The sequence below is a fragment of the Halomicrococcus gelatinilyticus genome, assembly GCA_024227995.1.
Lineage (GTDB): Archaea > Halobacteriota > Halobacteria > Halobacteriales > Haladaptataceae > Halomicrococcus > Halomicrococcus gelatinilyticus.
On the sequence record CP100465.1, the window covers coordinates 554,571 to 570,098 of the forward strand.

The following is a 15,528-nucleotide window of genomic DNA, read 5'->3' on the forward strand; positions in this document are numbered from 1 at the left end:
GAGTCAAGCCGGTCGAGGGCTTTCTGACAGTCTCCCCCTCTCCCAACTACTTATCTGAACACTCCCCGGCTATGGCGAGACGACCTCGGCGTCGGCGATCGCGGCCGCCGCGCGCTCGAAGAGGTCGTCCGGTTCGGCGTTCTCGACGATCTCCAGCGTCGCGTTCGTCTCCGGGAAGTCGGGCGCGATGCGGTTGCAGCCCGCCGGGATGGTCGAGTCGGTGAACGTGCCGATCTCGCGGGCGCGGTCGACGATAGCCGTCTTGTCCATCGTCAGCAGCGGCCGGTGGATCGGGAGATCGGTCGCCTGGCTCGTCACCCCGAGGTTGCTCGCGGTCTGGCTGGACTTCTGGCCGACGGCCTCGCCGGTGACGATGCCCGAGGCGTCGACCTCGCGGGCGACGTGTTCGGCGACGCGGAACATGAACCGTCGGTACGCGAGCATCCGCGCCGCGCCGACCTCCTCGACGAGCAGGTCCATCACGTCGCCCGTCGGCACCTTCCAGACGCGCATGTCGAAGTTGGGAGCGAACGCGGCGAGCGTCCGGACCGTCTCCATCGCGCGGGCCTCGTGGTCGGCCCCGCCGTAGTCGCCCAGGTCGAGATAGACGGGGACGACCGGCGACCCGCGTTTCATCATCTCCCACGTCGCGACGGGCGAGTCGATGCCGCCGCTGACGAGCGCGACCACCGTCGACTGGCTGCCGAGCGGGAGGCCGCCGGGGCCGTCCCGCTTCTCGACGAAGACGAACGCATCGGACTCGCGGACCTCGACGTGGAACGTCAGGTCGGGGTCGTCGAGGTCCACCGCGGGTTCGTCGACGACGTTCCAGACGGCCTCGCCGCCCTGTCGCTCGACGTCCTCGCTCGTGAACGGGAGGTCCTTGTCCGCGCGGCGAGCGCGCACGGCGAACGTCCCGCCGACGTCTAGTTTGCTGGCGGCGTCGGCGAGCGCGGTCCGGACGGCGTCGAGTTCGGGAGTGACGACCACCGCGGGGCTGGCCGACCGGACGCCGAAGGTGTCGGCCGCCGCGTCCGTCGCCGCGTCGACGGTCTCCTCGTCGGCGTGGACGAGCAGGCGCGACCACCGGCGTTCGACCTCGGCGTCGACGCCGCGCGCGTCGAGCGCCGCCGCGAGGTTGTCCCGGAGCCGTCGCTCCATCTCCGACTGCACCTTCCCGCTCTTGATTCCCACGTCCCCGTGCCTGACGAGGACGGTGTCGGCTCCAGGGGGATGCACGACGGAAGGTAGTGAGGGTTCGAATAAACGGCCTTCGGTTCGAGAAAAGGAACGAATCGACCGCGTCGGCCGGTCAGAACGTCGTGACGTCGCCCTCGATGGCCCGCTCGGTGATGGACGTCACGTTCGCCAGTTCCTCGTCGACGATGGCGACGACGTCGTCGCGGATGTCGTCGATGGCGACGCCGTCCTCGGTGACGACCTCGGCGTCGGCGACGTGGGGGCGGTCGATGGGGCGGCCGATCTGGCTGAGCAGGCGGATGCGCAGGTCGCGGATGCCGTCGACCTCGGCGACGACGGTCTCGGCGATCTCGGTGCTGAGCAGGTTGTAGATCTTCCCGATGTGGTTGACGGGGTTCTTGCCGGAGGTCGCCTCCATCGACATGGAGCGGTTCGGGGTGATGAGGCCGTTGGCGCGGTTACCGCGACCGACGGAGCCGTCGTCGCCCATCTCGGCGCTCGTCCCGGTCGTCGTGAGGTAGATGTTCTCCTCGGCGGGACCCTCGGTGTCGGCGGTGTTGACGTGGACGGTGACGTCGCGGTCGGTGTACTCCTCGGCGACGTCGCGGACGTACGCGCGGACGTCCTCGACGATGGCGTCGTACTCCGCGCGGTCGTCGACGTACCGGTCGACCATCGCGGCGGCGACGGTCACGTCGATGCTGTCGCGCTCGCGCTTGCCCATGATCTTCACGTCCGGACCGAGCGCGGGGTTGTCGGCCGCGAACTCGGTGTTGAGGCGGCGCTCGGCGTTCAGGACGATCTGCTCGGTCTCGGTGAGCGGCGCGTGGCCGACGCCGAAGCTCGTGTCGTTGGACATCGGGACGCCGGCGGTCGCCCGCTGGTCGTCGCTTGCGGACGTCGGTCCGCCGTCACCGCCGAAGACCTCCTGGAGGTCGCCGCTGCCCTCGCCGAGCTTCACGTCGATGATGACGTCGCTGCCGACGTCGAGTTCGGGGACGTTCTCGTTGAGATAGCTACGGGCGGCGTCGAGCGCGATGGTCTCGGCGGGGATCTTCGTCCCCTCGTACTCCTTGGTCGCGCGGCCGACGATGAGGACGTAGATGGGTTCGATCATCTCGCCGCCCCCGAACGCGGGGTTCGCGCTCCCGGCGACGAGCTGCGTCTCGTCCGTGTTGTAGTGGAGGACCTTCCCGACGCGGTCGAGGTAGGCCTGCGAGAGCGCGCGGGAGACGCTCTCGGCGATGCCGTCGCTGATGGAGTCGGGGTGACCGATACCTTTCCGCTCGACGATCTCGATCTCCTGGTCTTCGACTGCCCGTCGCTGGATGGGCTCTACCTGGATGTTCCGATCGGTCATTGTCGCACCTTTACGGCGGCGGAATCTATAACTTGCGGAAACGGTTTTCGGCCTCGTTATTACTTGCCCGCATCATCGAGGCACAGCCCCAGGTAGGAGGTCCGGATCTGGTCGGCCGGGTCGAGACCCAGGTCCCGGAGGACGGCGTACGCTCCCTCACGGGCCTCCTCGACCCCCTCTTCTGCGGCCTCGATTTCGACCTCGACGAACTCGCCGAGTCCGTCGACGGTGTCGAGGGTCACGGTGTACCCGTCCAGTTCGTAGTACTCGCGTTCCTTCCGGACGGTCGCCGCGGGGTCGAACCCGAGCGCCTCGAAGACGCCGTGAGCGGCGTCGGCGTCCGCGACGGCGGTCTCGACCTCGCGGCGCGTCTTCGATTCGGCCTCGACCAGCGGGCCCTTGTACGTCACCACCTGCTCGGTGACGGTGTCGCTCTCGCCGTCCCCGGTCTCCCGGTGCTCCTCGCGCAACCGAAGCGCCTCGTCGGTGTCGGCGAACTCGCGGTGCGGGGCGTCGAAGTACGTGTCTTCCTGGACGACAGTCGCCACGTGGCGGGCGTCCAGTCCGTCGAGTCGCTCCCGGACGGCGTCGTGGTCGGCGCGTACCTTCACCTCGACCTCGTACATGTCCGAGCGCACGGGTGGGGGAGCAAAAAGCCCTCCGCGATTCGACGGTCGCAGGTCGTTGGTTCCGGCTCCGGTGCGACGAGGAACGGTCCGACGGTCACCGGCGACGGTGAGACCGCACCCCGCGAAATCGTCAGACGGGCGTCTGACGCTCTCGGGAGCTTTATTACGCGCGGCTCGAAGATATACTGTCGTGTCGCTCCGCTCCGACCCACTTGACGAACTGTCGATCCCCGACGGGACCACCGTCGAAGAGCACGACCTGGTCACCGACAGCGACGTCATCGTCGGTGCCCAGAGCACCGTCGAGTTCGGCGTGCGAGGCAACAACGTCATCGCGGGCGAGCGGGTTACGTTCGGCGGGCACATCGAGGCCGAAGAGGACTGTCGGCTCGACCTCTGGTCCGACGTGGACGGCGACGTGCTCGTCGGCCAGGACGCGTACCTCGGCGAGCGCGTCCACGTCTCGGGACGGCTGATGGTCAGCGGCGACCTCGACATCGGCGACGACGTCGAGATCGACGAGGGGTTCGAGGCCAACGGCTGGATCGTCATCCGGAACCCGATGCCGACCATCGTCTTCCTGTTCGTCTACCTCTCCCAGCTGCTGCGCATCGGCGAGGAAGAGGCCGCCCGCAGTCTCGTCGACGAGATGCTCGACGGGAGCGAGGCCGACCCGGCTATCGTCCCCCGGAACGCCCACGTCAGCGACGACGCCTGGCGGGTCTCGACGCCGGCCACCATCGGCGACGACTGCCGCCTGCACGGCAACGTCCGCGCCGAGGAGATCGACGTCGGAGCGAACAACGAGGTGTTCGGGAGCCTCCGCGCGCGCGGTGACATCGTCGTCGGCGAGGGAACGCGCATCCACGGCGACGTCACCACCCGGAACGGGACGGTCGTCCTGGAGGCGGACGCCGAAGTACTCGGCGACGTCTCCTGCGACGACCTCCGGTTCCACGAGGACGCGACCGCCGACGGGACGATGCGCGCCAGCGGCGAGATGACGATGGTCCGGGCGGAGACGCGCAGACCGACCGACGAGGAGGCCGATGACGCCGACGAAGATGCCACTGCCGACGACGAGGACGCACCGGCCGACGACGCAGCGGTCGACGGGTCACCATCGGATGGACCGGACGAGCCAACCCCGGACGCGGACGGACAGTCGGCCGACGACGGGGCGGACGCCGGTGAGCGCGAGGACGACGCGACCGGTGACGGCGAGCGGACAGAGCCGACGGCGGACGCGTCGAGCGAGTCGGTCAGGACGGAGCGCAAGCGCAGGGACGGCCCGGGAACGACCTCCGGCGCATAGTTCGGGACGCTGACCCTTCTTCGACGAGCCAGTCCGGGAGCGACGGCTGCCGGTCGGACGCCAGAACGGCCGCAGTATGTCGAGACTCTGTTGATTTCCCGACACTATAATAAACGTTGCCAGCCATGATACTCAGTGGCGCATGAAACAGAAACACATACATGGGACGTGGTATCGATGCACTCCGTCGTGTTGACGAAGGGCGTCCCGGACTTCCGGGAGGGACAGGTGTCGTTCGACGAGGACGGCCACCTCGAGCGCGGGAAGACGCCGACGGTGATGAACCCGAACGACGAGTTCGCGCTCGACGCGGCGCTGCAGGCGAAGGTCAAGCACGGCGGGACGGTCAGCGCGATGAGCATGGGGCCGCCCGGGTACGGCGACGTGCTCCGGGAGGCGATGTCGGTGTACGCCGACGACTGCTATCTCCTCTCGGACCGGGAGATGGCGGCGGCGGACACGTGGGCGACCGCCATCACGCTCTCGGCCGGCATCGAGAAGCTGGGCGACCCGGACCTCATCTTCGCCGGCTTCAAGACCGCAGACGGGGAGACCGGCCAGACCGGGCCGCAGGCAGCGTGGTGTCTCGACCGACCCATCATCACGCACGTCATCGCCATGGAGATAGACGAGGACGAACGGCGCGTCCGCGCGAAGCGCCTCGTCGAGGGCGACGTCGACGAGATCGAGACGGTCGAGGCACCCCTGCCGGCCTTCATCGTCACCGACCCGGAGTTCGAACCGTCCTACCGGACGGCCGAACACCGCCTCAAGCGCAAGCGGCTGAAGGCCGAGACCGAAGAGCGCGCCGAGGAGCACGAAGAGTACATGACGACGTGGGACCACGAGGACCTGAACCTCGACCCGGACTACATCGGACTGGACGGCTCGCCGACCATCGTCTCCTCGGTCGACCCCATCCCGAAGGCACCCGCAGAGCGCGACGCGACCATGGTCGACCCCGACGACGAGGCCGCCATGGGCGACGTCGTCGAGACGATGCAGCAGTTCGCCGGGGGTGACTGACCGTGGCCGACATCGACCCCGGCGAACGGACCGTCGAGGAACTGGAGGCGGAGGTCAAGACGGTCGAGGACCCCGGCGCACTCGACGACCTGCTTTCCGCAGAGGAGGAGGGCGAGGACCGCACGACCGCGAAGGAGGCCATCCAGGCTCGCATCGACGAACTCGACGCCGAGACGGAGGGCGACGAGGAGAGTGACGAGGCGGCTGACGAGGAGGCGGAAGCGGGCGCAGAGGACGACGAAGAAACGGAGGACGAGGGCCTCGACCGACCGACGGCGGACAAGAAGCACGTCCGGGCGCTCGAGAACGGCGTCTACCGCGATATGTACGTCTACTGCGAGACGCAGGGCGGCGAACTGCTCGACGTCTCGAAGGAGATGCTCGGCAAGGCGCGGGAACTGATGGACGACTACGAGGCCGAGTACGGCGGCGGCGAGCGCGTCGTCGCCATCGTCATCGGGTCGGACGTCGAGGGGCTCGCCGAGGAGGCCGTCGCCTACGGCGCGGACGTGGCGCTCTACCACGACGACGACCGCCTGGAGCGGTTCCGCCACAAGCCGTACACCGAGATCGTCGCGGACGTGGCCCGCGGCGGGTCGCCGCCGGGCGAACCGGCCGGCGAGGACCAGCACGACTGGCGCGACTACGACAAGCCGCGCTACTTCCTGTTCCCGGCGACGAACAACGGCCGCGACCTCTCCGCGCAGGTGCAGGGCGAACTCGACTCCGGGCTCGCCAGCGACTGCTCGGGGCTGTTCATCGAGGAGGAGCTCATCTCCAACCCCGTGAAGACGGGCGAACCGGGCGAGAAGGTGGAGTTCGAGCGCGTGCTACACATGAAACGCCCGGACTTCTCGGGGTTCGAGTACTCCACCATCCTCTGTCTCGACAACCCCGACCGGGAGTTCCACCCGCAGGGCTGTTCGGTCATCCCGGGGAGCTTCGAGCCGATGGACCCCGACTTCGAGCGCGAGGGACTGGTCGTCGAGCACGACCTCGAACTCCCCGACGACTGGTTCCGGGTCGACGTCCCCGAGTGGGACACCCTCGACACGGGCGTGGACCTGACGGGCCACGAGGTGGTCGTCGCCGTCGGCCGCGGCATCGGCGACGACCCGACGGCGGGCATCGAACTCGCGCTCGACCTGGTGGATGCGTTCGACGACGCGACGCTCGGGCTCTCCCGGGGCGTCGTCACCGCCTCCTACGACGTCGAGGGGCACGTCGAGAGCTACGTCACCGAGGAGCGCCAGATCGGCGAGACGGGCCAGATCGTCGAACCCGACCTCTACGTCGCGGCCGGCATCAGCGGCGCCATCCAGCACAAGGTCGGCATGGACGAGGCCGACACCATCGTCGCCGTCAACACCGACACCGACGCCGACATCGTCGACTTCTCGGACTACTTCGTCGAGGGCGACCTCTTCGACGTGCTTCCCCGACTGACCGCGGCGGTCGAGGCGGGCGAACTGGACGCGATCACGGCTGAGGACGATGACTGAGGAACACGAACACTACGAGGCGGTCGTGGTCGGCGCCGGGCCAGCCGGAGCCGCCGCAGCCGCGACGTTAGCACAGAACGGCGTGGAGACGCTCGTCCTCGAACGCGGCGTCGAGGCCGGGTCGAAGAACGTGTCGGGCGGGCTCATCTACGCCGAGGAGTCGGCGCCGTACACCATCGACGGGCTGTTCCCCGACTTCCGCGAGGAGGCGACCGAGCGGCCCATCACCGACTACCTGATCCACAACGTCGCCGGAGAGACGGTGAAGACGTTCGACATCACCGACCTCCACGAGCACGACACGGAGTGGTCGGACGCCGTCCTCCGCCGAGAGATGGACTCCTGGCTGGAGGAGCGGGTCCACGAGGTGACGAGCGAGACGGGCGGCGGCCTGCTCACCGGCGTCCGGGTGAACGGCCTGCTCCGGGAGAACGGCAAGATAGTCGGCGTCACCTGCGACGAACTCGACCCCATCCGGGCGGACTTCGTCGTCGCCGCGGACGGCGTCAACAGCGAACTCGCGCGCGACGCCGGCCTGATGGACTGGGACGAACCCGACGAGTGGTTCCAGGGCGTCAAGGCCGTCATCGACGTGCCCGAGGACGTCATCGACGAGCGGTTCGACGTCGGTCCGGAGTCGGGCGCGGCACACCTGTTCTCCGGCGACCTGTTCGAGGGCGTCCGCGGCGGCGGGTTCCTCTACACGAACGAGCACTCGCTGTCCATCGGCACCGTCTTCCACCTCGACAGCATCGTCGCGGAGGAGGCCGAACCGCACGAACTGCTCGACCACCTGCTCACCCATCCGCTGCTCGCGCAGTGGCTGAACGGCCACTACGACGAGGTGGAGTACTCGGCGAAGCTCGTCCCCGACTCGAAGAAGGCGGCCCACCCCGCTCCCCACCGGGGCCGCCTCGCGGTCGTCGGCGACGCCGCCGGCCAGATGCAGGCCCAGGGCCCCATCATCAAGGGGATGAACCACGCCGTCTCCGCGGGCGCGCTCGCCGGCGAGGCGTTCGCTGAGGCGCGGATGCGCAGCGAGCCGGAGTCGGCCGGCCGGCGGTACGCGAAGAAGCTGGAAGAGGAGGGCGTGATGCGGAAGCTCCGCCCGCCCCAGTACAGGGTGGCCAGCGCGCTCGGCGAGAACGAACGCGTCACAGACGCCATCGAGAGCGTCCTCACCTCCGGACTGGGGCGGGCGGTGCTGCGGAGCCGCCCGGTCGCCAGCCAGCTCGAACGCCTGTACAGCACCCCGTTCCTCTCGTCGATGATCCCCGACACGCGGACGCCGTACGTCACGCTGCCGACGGTCATCGCGGAGGAACTCGGCACGCGCGTCACCGACGAGAACGAGGTCGAACCCAAGAGCCTCGCCGACCGCATCGGCGACCTGACCTACGACACCGACGTGGGCAACCCCCACATCGAACTTCGCGACGACTCCTACGAGGCCAGCGGCGCGGCCGTCACGGCCTGCCCGGTCAGCGCCGAGGACTTCGGCGGCGGCTGTTACCGCGCGGAGACGGTCGCGACGAACGGCGGCACCGAGACGCGCGTCAGCCTCGACACCCAGCCCTGCGTGGAGTGTGGCACCTGCGCCATCGTCGCCGACACCGAGTGGGAGCACCCGCGCGGCGGCAAGGGGGTGGAGTTCCGCGAAGGATGAGCGAGTACCGCGACCGCATCGCCGACCTCGCCGAGCGGTCCCGCGAGGACCGCGAGGCGTTCGAGCCGCCCGCGGACCCGCCGGCCGAAGCGGAGGCGCTGTCGTACCTCCGCTCGGGCGTCGGCGAGGTCGTCGCCGTGTACGTCGAGGGGCGGACCGGCGAGTTCGCCGCCTTCGACGACGTCGAACTGTCGCTGCTCGAGCGCGCGCTCAACGACTGGCTCGAACTGTACGCGCGCTGCTACGGCGAGGAGATCGACGCGGAGTTCACGGTGCGAGAGGTCGCGGAGCTCGTCGTGGCGACCCACGACGTCACCGACGTCGCACAGCTTCTCACCCACGTCCCACGGCGACGGGAGCAGGCGTGACGGCAGGCCGGTGACGGCTCGGCCGACCGTCGCCCCGCTCCCGTCGTGCGCGTCTCACCGCGGCGTCACTCCATCGCACGCCGGCGTCACCCCGTCGCACGCGTCACCTCGTACCGTTCACCCGCCGTCACTCGAAGGCCTCTTTCTCGCCCACGAGGTCCCACAGCGGGTCGTAGTCCGCCGGGAGCTGGTCGCGGACCTGCTGTAGCTCGCCCTCCGGCACGAGTTCGGCGACGAGGCTCACGATGGCCTGCGCGTAGAACAGCGCGTCCTGGTCGTCGGCGCTCGCGCGGTCGCCGACGCGGTCGACGAACTCGTCGAAGTCGAAACGCTGGCCGGAGTCGGCGCTCTCGAGGTACCAGTCGATCTCCATCGGGAGCGGCCCCGCGAGGTCCTGTGCCTCACCCGCCTGGAGCCGTTCGCCGACCGTCGTCAGCACTGCGCGTATCGCACGAACCGTCTTCCCCTGCGTCCCGAGTTCGAGACGGTGTTGCACCTGTCCGATGAACTGGCTGTAATCCATGTCGTTTCCCCCACTCCCTCCACGATGGACGAACACAAATATCGAGCGGCGACCGGTCACGAGTCGGGACGTTTTAGCGCCGGTCGCTCCTACAGTCTGGTATGCCGAAGCCGAAAGACGCCTTCGATGAGCTCTACCCCTGCGACTTCTACGAGCCGGGGGAGCTGCTCGACGAGGACCGGATGTACACCGTCTACGAGATAGCGCGCCTGCTCCAGGGGCTCGACCCCGACGCGGAACTGGACGTGGCCGACGAGGAGATACTACTCGACTGGGCCATCCCGTGGGTCATGCGCAACTCGGAGGAACTCGTCATCGCGGAACCGCCGTCTGAAGAGGAACCGGGGTACTACGGCCTGAAGACATGACGCTGCTCGTCGCCGGCGGCGACCGCGTGGACGCCGGCAAGACGACGTTCACCGTCGGACTGCTGGAGTGGCTCGACGGCGTCGGGTTCAAGCCGCGCGCGGGCAACGACTACTGGTTCGACCACGACGACGTGCTCGACGCCGCGGCCGACGGTCGCCTCTACGGCAAGGACGCCGCGCGTCTCGCGGCCGCCAGCGCCGCCGACGCGACGCCGGAGGAACTGAATCCCGTCCATCGCCTCTGGCAGCCGTCGCCCGGCCCCGACACGGGGATGCTCGGCCAGTCGCGCCGCGAGTTCCTGGTCGACCGCGTCGGCGACGCCTACGTCGTCAACGACACCGTCGAGCTTCCCGACGCCGTCCGCGAGCGCCTGCCGCTCGACGACGCGGTCCGCGTCGAGACGCTTTCGGAGCTCAACGAGCAGACGGAGCGACGGTACCTGCCTCACTTCCGCGCGCTCGCCGAACGCATCCGGTCGGCCGACCGCGCCGTCGTCGAGTCGTACAGCGACATCGCGCGCCCCATCCAGGACGTCGACTTCGACGCCGTCGCGGTCGTCGAACCGTGCCGGGTCCGGACCTACGACGGGGAGCGGTTCGCGAAGGCCTGCGAGGTGGCCGACGGGAGCCCGCGCGACGGAACGCTGGAGGAGCGGGTCGGCGACGTGGTGGACCTGCTCGACCCCGCCGCCGTCGAGTCGCTGGCCCCGTTGCGGAGCGAGGAACGTTCGGACCCGGCGGCGGTCGCGGCGGCGTACGACCGCGCCTACGAGGCGCTGGCGTCGACGTAGGACCGGTGTCGGCGTGGCGCGACCGGTCGGTCACCGCATCCGGGCGGCCTTCGACGCCAGTTCCACGTCGTGGATCGGGTTCGTCGTCACGCTCGGACCGTGGCCGGTGTGCATCTGGTCGAGGTCGTCGTCGACGGCGTCGAGCACGCGGTCGATGCTGTCGACGAGCGCACCGCGGTCGCCCTCCTCGAGGTCGGTGCGGCCGAAACTGCCGTTCTGGAAGACGAGGTCGCCGGCGAACAGGACCCTGGCCGTGGGCGAGTAGAAGCAGAGGTGGTCGTCCTTGTGACCGGGCGTGTGGAGGGCGGTGTACTCGTGGTCGCCCATGACGACCGTCCCCTCGTCGGGGATGACCTCGTCGACGCCGGGGTGGTCGGCGTCGAAGCCCCACGCCTGCACGTCGAACGCGGACGTGACGTCGTCGAGGTTGCCGACGTGGTCGGCGTGCGTGTGGGTGAGGACGACCGCGTCGAGGTCGACGCCGTCGATACGGTCGACGACGTCGAACCCCGACCCGGCGTCGACGAGCACCGTTCGGTCGCCGTCCACGAGGAAGGCGTTACTCGTGAACGACTGCACTCCGGCGGCGACGTTGCGGATCATGTCCGCTGGTTGGGCCGGCCCCCGTTTCTCCCTTTCGCTCCCTACTCCTCGGCGAGTTCGTCGACGAGCGTGTCGAGGCTGTAGCTCTGGAGCACGCGGTGGGAGTCGCGCAGCGTCGAGACGACGAACGTCGAGTAGGTGCGTTCGACCTCGTCGATGGCCTCGAAGTCGCTGATGAGTCGTTCGACCATCTCGCGGTCGGTGAGGTGCGCGATGAGGATGAAGTCCGTCTCCCCCATCGTGAAGTACGCCTGCGTGACGCCCTCGACCGCCAGCAGTTTCTCGCCGAACTCCTCGTAGGTGCCCTGGTAGTCCGCCAGCACCTCGACGACGACGGTGACGCCGAGTCCGAACGACTCCAGGTCGATGTCGTACAGGTCGTTCTCGATGACCCCCGCCTCCCGGAGGTTGTTCAGCCGGTAGTGGATGGTCGAGACCGGAATGTCGGTCTCCTCGTGGAGTTTCTCGGGACTCCCGGTCTCGAGGTCCGAGATCGCCTTCAGCAGCGTGATGTCGCGCTCGTCCATTGGGGAGTCGTTGTCGCTCGGACTAATTAATGTCCGGCCTTCCCGTAATGCCAGCCTTCCCGTCACCCGACCGCGCACCCGTACCGTGAGAGCCTGCTACTGCAGCCTCCTGCTGCCGACCCACGGTATGAAGTGTCATTCCACTACATGGGATTGTCCCGGATTGAGAACGACAATCACAGGTTTTCTCGTTTCGTGTACGGATTGGCACCGAACTGTTGTAGTAGAATTTAACAGGCTCCAGTGCAGAGGGTTGGATAGAAATCTATGATTACGAGAAAAGCTGGAAGGTATCTCTCACACACGGGAGTAATGTTCGTTCTTGTTGCCACGTTCTGGGGGACCTCGTTCGTCTCCATCGCGGAGGGACTGCACTACTTCCCGCCGATACTGTTCGCAGCTATCCGCTACGACGTCGCCGGGCTGCTGGTCCTCGGGTACGCAATCATCAGGACCGACCGCTGGCGGCCGACCGACCGACAGGACTGGCTGGCGGTCGGCATCGTCGGCGCGTTCGTCATCTTCGGTCACCACGCGTTCCTCTACCTCGGCGAGCAGCACGTCCCGGGCGCGCTCGCCGCGGTCATCGTCAGCCTCGCGCCCGTGCTGACGGCGATGTTCGCCAGCACCCTCTTCACCGACCAGCAGGTCACGCCCGTCGGCGCGCTCGGGTTCGTCTTCGGCTTCGTCGGCGTCGGTGTGGTCGCCAATCCCGACCCCGCGAACCTCGTGTCGACGAACGGAATAGCCATGGGACTCGTCTTCCTCTCGACGGTGAGCTTCGCCCTCGGGTCGGTGCTCACCCAGCCCATCCAGTCCGAACTGCCCGCCCCCACGCTGCAGGGCTGGGCGATGGTGTTCGGAGCCGGACTGCTCCACGTCGTCAGCGCGATGCGCGGGGAGTCGGCGGCCGCCATCGACTGGACGCCGACAGCCATCACCTCGCTGGTTTACCTCGTCGTCTTCTCCGGCGCGATCGCCTTCCTGCTGTACTTCCAGCTGCTCGACCGCCTCGGGCCGACCGAACTCAACCTCGTCGGCTACCTCGAACCCGTCGTCGCGACGCTGGTCAGCTGGATGCTGCTCGGCGAACTCGTCGACGGCACGACGGTCGCCGGCTTCGCCGCCATCTTCGTCGGGTTCGCCCTGCTGAAGCGCCGCGCTCTCGAGGACGTGGTCCGGTCCGTCTCGGGCTCGCTGACCGCCGGCTCCGCGTCCTGGCGCACGCGCGGTCGCTAACCCGAACGCTCACCTGCGTCCGGTCCCTCTCCTCCCCCATGACGAAGCGCGCGCTGGAGCGCCGACTCGCCGCGGTCGCCGATTTCGACGAGCCGCGGGTCGACCTGGAGCAGTACGCCACCCCGGCCGACCTCGCGGCCCACCTCGTCCACCTCGCCGACGTCCACGGCGACGTCGCCGGCCGGACGGTCGTCGACCTCGGGACGGGAACGGGCGTGCTCGCGCTCGGTGCCGCGACCCGGGACCCGGTACGCGTCGTCGGCCTCGACGCCGACCGGGCCGCGCTGCGGGCCGCGCGCGACAACGAGCGCCGCGTCGACCCTGCAGTGGCGGTCGAGTGGCTGCGGGGCGACGCGACTCGCCCGCCGCTGTGTCTGGACGACCGTCGGATTCCTGCACAGGACGTCACGGTGCTCATGAACCCGCCGTTCGGGGCGCAGCGCGGCAACGAGCACGCCGACCGCGCGTTCCTCGACGCGACGGCGTCGCTCGCCGACGTCTCCTACTCGATCCACAACGAGGGGAGCCAGGGGTTCGTCGAGGCGTTCGCGGACGACCGCGGCGGCGAGGTGACCCACGCGTTCCGCGCCGAACTCCCGCTGGAGCGACAGTTCGCGTTCCAGCGGGAGGAGCGGCGAGTGCTCGACGCCGAGGTGTTCCGCGTCGAGTGGCAGTGATCAGGCGTTCTCGCGCCGCGCCACCTCGACCCGCGTCAGGTTGACGTTGGCGTAGATGGCGTTGTCCTCGCGGGTGAACTGGATGCCCCGGACGTTGGCGGTCTCGTTGCGCGCAGGGACCGGCGTCGTCCCGACCGTCTCGTTGTCGTGGCCGAGTCGGATGACGAACCGTTCGTTCTGCGGCGCGACGGAGACGTTCAGGCCCTTGATCACGGGCCCGGCGGTCGCCGGCCCGGATGAGTAGGCGCGCTGCCAGGAGCCGTTCTCCGGCCGCAGCCAGACCATGTAGGTGCTCCCGCCGCCGGTCGTCGACCAGCCGACGCGCCTGACGTCCACCGCCCGCGACCAGTCGACGCCGCCGACGCGGACGGTCGCCGACCCGCCGTGCGCGAGGCGGCCCTTCGTCACCTCGCGACTCCATATCTCGCGGTCAGGGTTGACGACGATGACGCCGCTGGTGTTCACGCGCGTCGTCTCGCCGCCGACGGAGACGTCGACGGCCGTCACCTTCTGGTTCCGGACGTCCTCGGCGTACATCACGGTGTAGCCCCGGACGTCGACGCCGGTGTCGACGCCGGCCGTACCGTCGCCCTGGACCTCGGTGAGGTTCACCGGGACGGCGACGAACGCCATCGTGACCAGCGGCAGGAGGACGAGCATCACCGCCAGCGTGCGCGTCGTCCCGCCGAACGAGTCTCGTTCGTGCGCTCGAACCGCGAACGCGACCACCGTCGCGATGGCCAGCACGAACACGACGCCGAGTCCCCGGTAGAGGACGTACTTCTCGAGGCCGCGGTACCACCACAGGGCCCACAGCGACAGCGACATCGTGACCAGCAGTGCGCCAGCCCACGACCGGAGCGCCGAAGGGACGCGGCCGTCCCGCCGTCGCGCGACGAGCAGTCCCGCCAGGATACCGAGGAACAGGCCGAGTACGTGCCCCTGGATGGCGATGCCGAACCACCACGGGGTGGAGTAGCTGGAACTCGCGCTCGCCTCGACGAGCGGGTTCTGGAACGTCCGGTACGCCGTTCTGACGGCGCCCTGTGCCGAGAGAGCGACGACGGTCCCGATCGGGTAGCGGACCAGCGCGAACCCGACGAAGGCGAAGAGGACGCCGGAGAAGCCGATGACCGGCCCCCACGAGAGCAGGCTGGTGCCGAGGCCGACGACGCCGACGCCGAGCGGGAACAGCACGAACGCTCGCAGCCAGGGGTTCGTCCGCCACGACCCGAAGGAGGTCTCGCCGCGGTCGGTCGGGTAGTGGCTGAAGTAGTACTCTGCCAGCGGCGCGACCGCGACCGTTCCCATCACGTTCCCGAGGAGATGGCCCGGCCCGCCGTGCGAGAACGGCCCCAGCAGGACGCCGACCGGGTAGAGGTACGACCACGACGCGAACGCGACCGTGACCGGGTTCCGCCAGTGCTGCCAACCGTGCTGGACGAACAGGTACACGCCGACCACGCCCGCGACGGAGACGAGCGTCCCCCACGGAACGCCGAGGAGGAACCGCTCGCGGAGTCGCCCGCTCCAGCGACCGTGCGGCCGGTCCAGCGCCCAGACGACGAGTAGCGACGCGACCAGGCCGACGACGATGGCGACCCGTATCGACAACCCGTCGAACGGAGAACTCATACGCGGAGTGTGTGAGCGCGGGGTTATAAATGAACGTCCATCGACCGACTGACGGGACGACCCCGGCCGTCGACGCGGACGACGCCGAGTGAAACCTAC

General features: G+C 68.8%; 16 protein-coding genes. 9 read left to right on the forward strand and 7 right to left on the reverse strand.

What is annotated here, in order from left to right:
* Positions 1 to 69: 69 nt before the first annotated feature.
* The 3 genes from thiI to cyaB form a co-directional block, all read right to left on the reverse strand.
* The gene (gene thiI, locus NKT36_RS03000) at positions 70 to 1,239 is read right to left on the reverse strand and encodes a tRNA uracil 4-sulfurtransferase ThiI (protein WP_327052468.1); all 1,170 of its coding nucleotides are present in this window, start codon (positions 1,237 to 1,239) and stop codon (positions 70 to 72) included.
* A gap of 73 nt (positions 1,240 to 1,312) precedes the next feature.
* Positions 1,313 to 2,560, reverse strand: coding sequence for a methionine adenosyltransferase (locus NKT36_RS03005; RefSeq protein ID WP_327052469.1), 1,248 nt, complete (start codon positions 2,558 to 2,560; stop codon positions 1,313 to 1,315).
* Between the two features lie 59 nt (positions 2,561 to 2,619).
* Positions 2,620 to 3,186, reverse strand: a complete 567-nt coding sequence (gene cyaB, locus NKT36_RS03010) for a class IV adenylate cyclase (protein ID WP_327052470.1) — start codon at positions 3,184 to 3,186, stop codon at positions 2,620 to 2,622.
* 193 nt (positions 3,187 to 3,379) lie between these two features.
* On the opposite strand from cyaB, the gene NKT36_RS03015 reads away from it, so the two are divergent.
* The 5 genes from NKT36_RS03015 (at position 3,380) to NKT36_RS03035 (ending at position 9,066) form a co-directional block, all read left to right on the forward strand.
* Positions 3,380 to 4,504 carry a polymer-forming cytoskeletal protein gene (locus NKT36_RS03015; protein ID WP_327052471.1) on the forward strand — a complete coding sequence of 375 codons (1,125 nt, stop codon included), beginning with the start codon at positions 3,380 to 3,382 and terminating at the stop codon, positions 4,502 to 4,504.
* 177 nt (positions 4,505 to 4,681) lie between these two features.
* Complete coding sequence (locus NKT36_RS03020; protein ID WP_327052472.1) at positions 4,682 to 5,530, forward strand: electron transfer flavoprotein subunit beta/FixA family protein; 849 nt, start codon at positions 4,682 to 4,684, stop codon at positions 5,528 to 5,530.
* A gap of 2 nt (positions 5,531 to 5,532) precedes the next feature.
* Positions 5,533 to 7,032, forward strand: a complete 1,500-nt coding sequence (locus NKT36_RS03025) for an electron transfer flavoprotein subunit alpha/FixB family protein (RefSeq protein WP_327052473.1) — start codon at positions 5,533 to 5,535, stop codon at positions 7,030 to 7,032.
* The gene (locus NKT36_RS03030; protein ID WP_327052474.1) at positions 7,025 to 8,698 is read left to right on the forward strand and encodes an FAD-dependent monooxygenase; all 1,674 of its coding nucleotides are present in this window, start codon (positions 7,025 to 7,027) and stop codon (positions 8,696 to 8,698) included. Before NKT36_RS03025 ends, NKT36_RS03030 begins: the two co-directional genes overlap by 8 nt.
* A complete protein-coding gene (locus NKT36_RS03035; RefSeq protein ID WP_327052475.1) occupies positions 8,695 to 9,066 on the forward strand; it encodes a hypothetical protein in 372 nt (123 codons plus the stop codon). The genes NKT36_RS03030 and NKT36_RS03035 overlap by 4 nt, the downstream gene beginning before the upstream one ends.
* A 127-nt stretch (positions 9,067 to 9,193) precedes the next feature.
* Here NKT36_RS03035 and NKT36_RS03040 read toward each other — a convergent pair whose 3' ends face one another.
* The gene (locus tag NKT36_RS03040) at positions 9,194 to 9,589 is read right to left on the reverse strand and encodes a DUF2267 domain-containing protein (protein ID WP_327052476.1); all 396 of its coding nucleotides are present in this window, start codon (positions 9,587 to 9,589) and stop codon (positions 9,194 to 9,196) included.
* A 101-nt stretch (positions 9,590 to 9,690) separates the two neighbouring features.
* Here NKT36_RS03040 and NKT36_RS03045 point away from each other — a divergent pair, with 101 nt between their 5' ends.
* Both NKT36_RS03045 and NKT36_RS03050 read left to right on the forward strand, forming a co-directional pair.
* Entirely contained in the window at positions 9,691 to 9,957 is a 267-nt protein-coding gene (locus tag NKT36_RS03045) for a DUF5827 family protein (protein WP_327052477.1), read from the forward strand.
* Complete coding sequence (locus NKT36_RS03050) at positions 9,954 to 10,748, forward strand: ATPase (protein ID WP_327052478.1); 795 nt, start codon at positions 9,954 to 9,956, stop codon at positions 10,746 to 10,748. The genes NKT36_RS03045 and NKT36_RS03050 overlap by 4 nt, the downstream gene beginning before the upstream one ends.
* Positions 10,749 to 10,778: 30 nt before the next feature.
* On the opposite strand, the gene NKT36_RS03055 is transcribed toward NKT36_RS03050, so the two are convergent.
* Positions 10,779 to 11,351, reverse strand: a complete 573-nt coding sequence (locus tag NKT36_RS03055; protein WP_327052479.1) for an MBL fold metallo-hydrolase — start codon at positions 11,349 to 11,351, stop codon at positions 10,779 to 10,781.
* Between the two features lie 41 nt (positions 11,352 to 11,392).
* Positions 11,393 to 11,878 carry an Lrp/AsnC family transcriptional regulator gene (locus NKT36_RS03060; protein WP_327052480.1) on the reverse strand — a complete coding sequence of 162 codons (486 nt, stop codon included), beginning with the start codon at positions 11,876 to 11,878 and terminating at the stop codon, positions 11,393 to 11,395.
* Positions 11,879 to 12,190: 312 nt separating this feature from the next.
* Between NKT36_RS03060 and NKT36_RS03065 the strand changes: the two genes are divergently transcribed.
* Positions 12,191 to 13,117, forward strand: coding sequence for a DMT family transporter (locus NKT36_RS03065; protein ID WP_327052481.1), 927 nt, complete (start codon positions 12,191 to 12,193; stop codon positions 13,115 to 13,117).
* A 38-nt stretch (positions 13,118 to 13,155) separates the two neighbouring features.
* Positions 13,156 to 13,794, forward strand: coding sequence for an METTL5 family protein (locus tag NKT36_RS03070; protein WP_327052482.1), 639 nt, complete (start codon positions 13,156 to 13,158; stop codon positions 13,792 to 13,794).
* Here NKT36_RS03070 and NKT36_RS03075 read toward each other — a convergent pair whose 3' ends face one another.
* Positions 13,795 to 15,429 (reverse strand): rhomboid family intramembrane serine protease, encoded by a 1,635-nt coding sequence (locus tag NKT36_RS03075; RefSeq protein ID WP_327052483.1) that lies wholly within the window; start codon positions 15,427 to 15,429, stop codon positions 13,795 to 13,797.
* Positions 15,430 to 15,528: the final 99 nt, after the last annotated feature.

Excerpts from the sequence above, each read along its gene's own strand:
- NKT36_RS03005 (WP_327052469.1), bottom strand. The coding sequence starts at position 2,560 with ATGACCGATCGGAACATCCAGGTAGAGCCCATCCAGCGACGGGCAGTC.
- cyaB (WP_327052470.1), bottom strand. The coding sequence starts at position 3,186 with ATGTACGAGGTCGAGGTGAAGGTACGCGCCGACCACGACGCCGTCCGG.
- NKT36_RS03020 (WP_327052472.1), top strand. The coding sequence starts at position 4,682 with ATGCACTCCGTCGTGTTGACGAAGGGCGTCCCGGACTTCCGGGAGGGA.
- NKT36_RS03030 (WP_327052474.1), top strand. The coding sequence starts at position 7,025 with ATGACTGAGGAACACGAACACTACGAGGCGGTCGTGGTCGGCGCCGGG.
- NKT36_RS03035 (WP_327052475.1), top strand. The coding sequence starts at position 8,695 with ATGAGCGAGTACCGCGACCGCATCGCCGACCTCGCCGAGCGGTCCCGC.
- NKT36_RS03040 (WP_327052476.1), bottom strand. The coding sequence starts at position 9,589 with ATGGATTACAGCCAGTTCATCGGACAGGTGCAACACCGTCTCGAACTC.
- NKT36_RS03045 (WP_327052477.1), top strand. The coding sequence starts at position 9,691 with ATGCCGAAGCCGAAAGACGCCTTCGATGAGCTCTACCCCTGCGACTTC.
- NKT36_RS03050 (WP_327052478.1), top strand. The coding sequence starts at position 9,954 with ATGACGCTGCTCGTCGCCGGCGGCGACCGCGTGGACGCCGGCAAGACG.
- NKT36_RS03055 (WP_327052479.1), bottom strand. The coding sequence starts at position 11,351 with ATGATCCGCAACGTCGCCGCCGGAGTGCAGTCGTTCACGAGTAACGCC.
- NKT36_RS03060 (WP_327052480.1), bottom strand. The coding sequence starts at position 11,878 with ATGGACGAGCGCGACATCACGCTGCTGAAGGCGATCTCGGACCTCGAG.
- NKT36_RS03065 (WP_327052481.1), top strand. The coding sequence starts at position 12,191 with ATGTTCGTTCTTGTTGCCACGTTCTGGGGGACCTCGTTCGTCTCCATC.
- NKT36_RS03070 (WP_327052482.1), top strand. The coding sequence starts at position 13,156 with ATGACGAAGCGCGCGCTGGAGCGCCGACTCGCCGCGGTCGCCGATTTC.
- NKT36_RS03075 (WP_327052483.1), bottom strand. The coding sequence starts at position 15,429 with ATGAGTTCTCCGTTCGACGGGTTGTCGATACGGGTCGCCATCGTCGTC.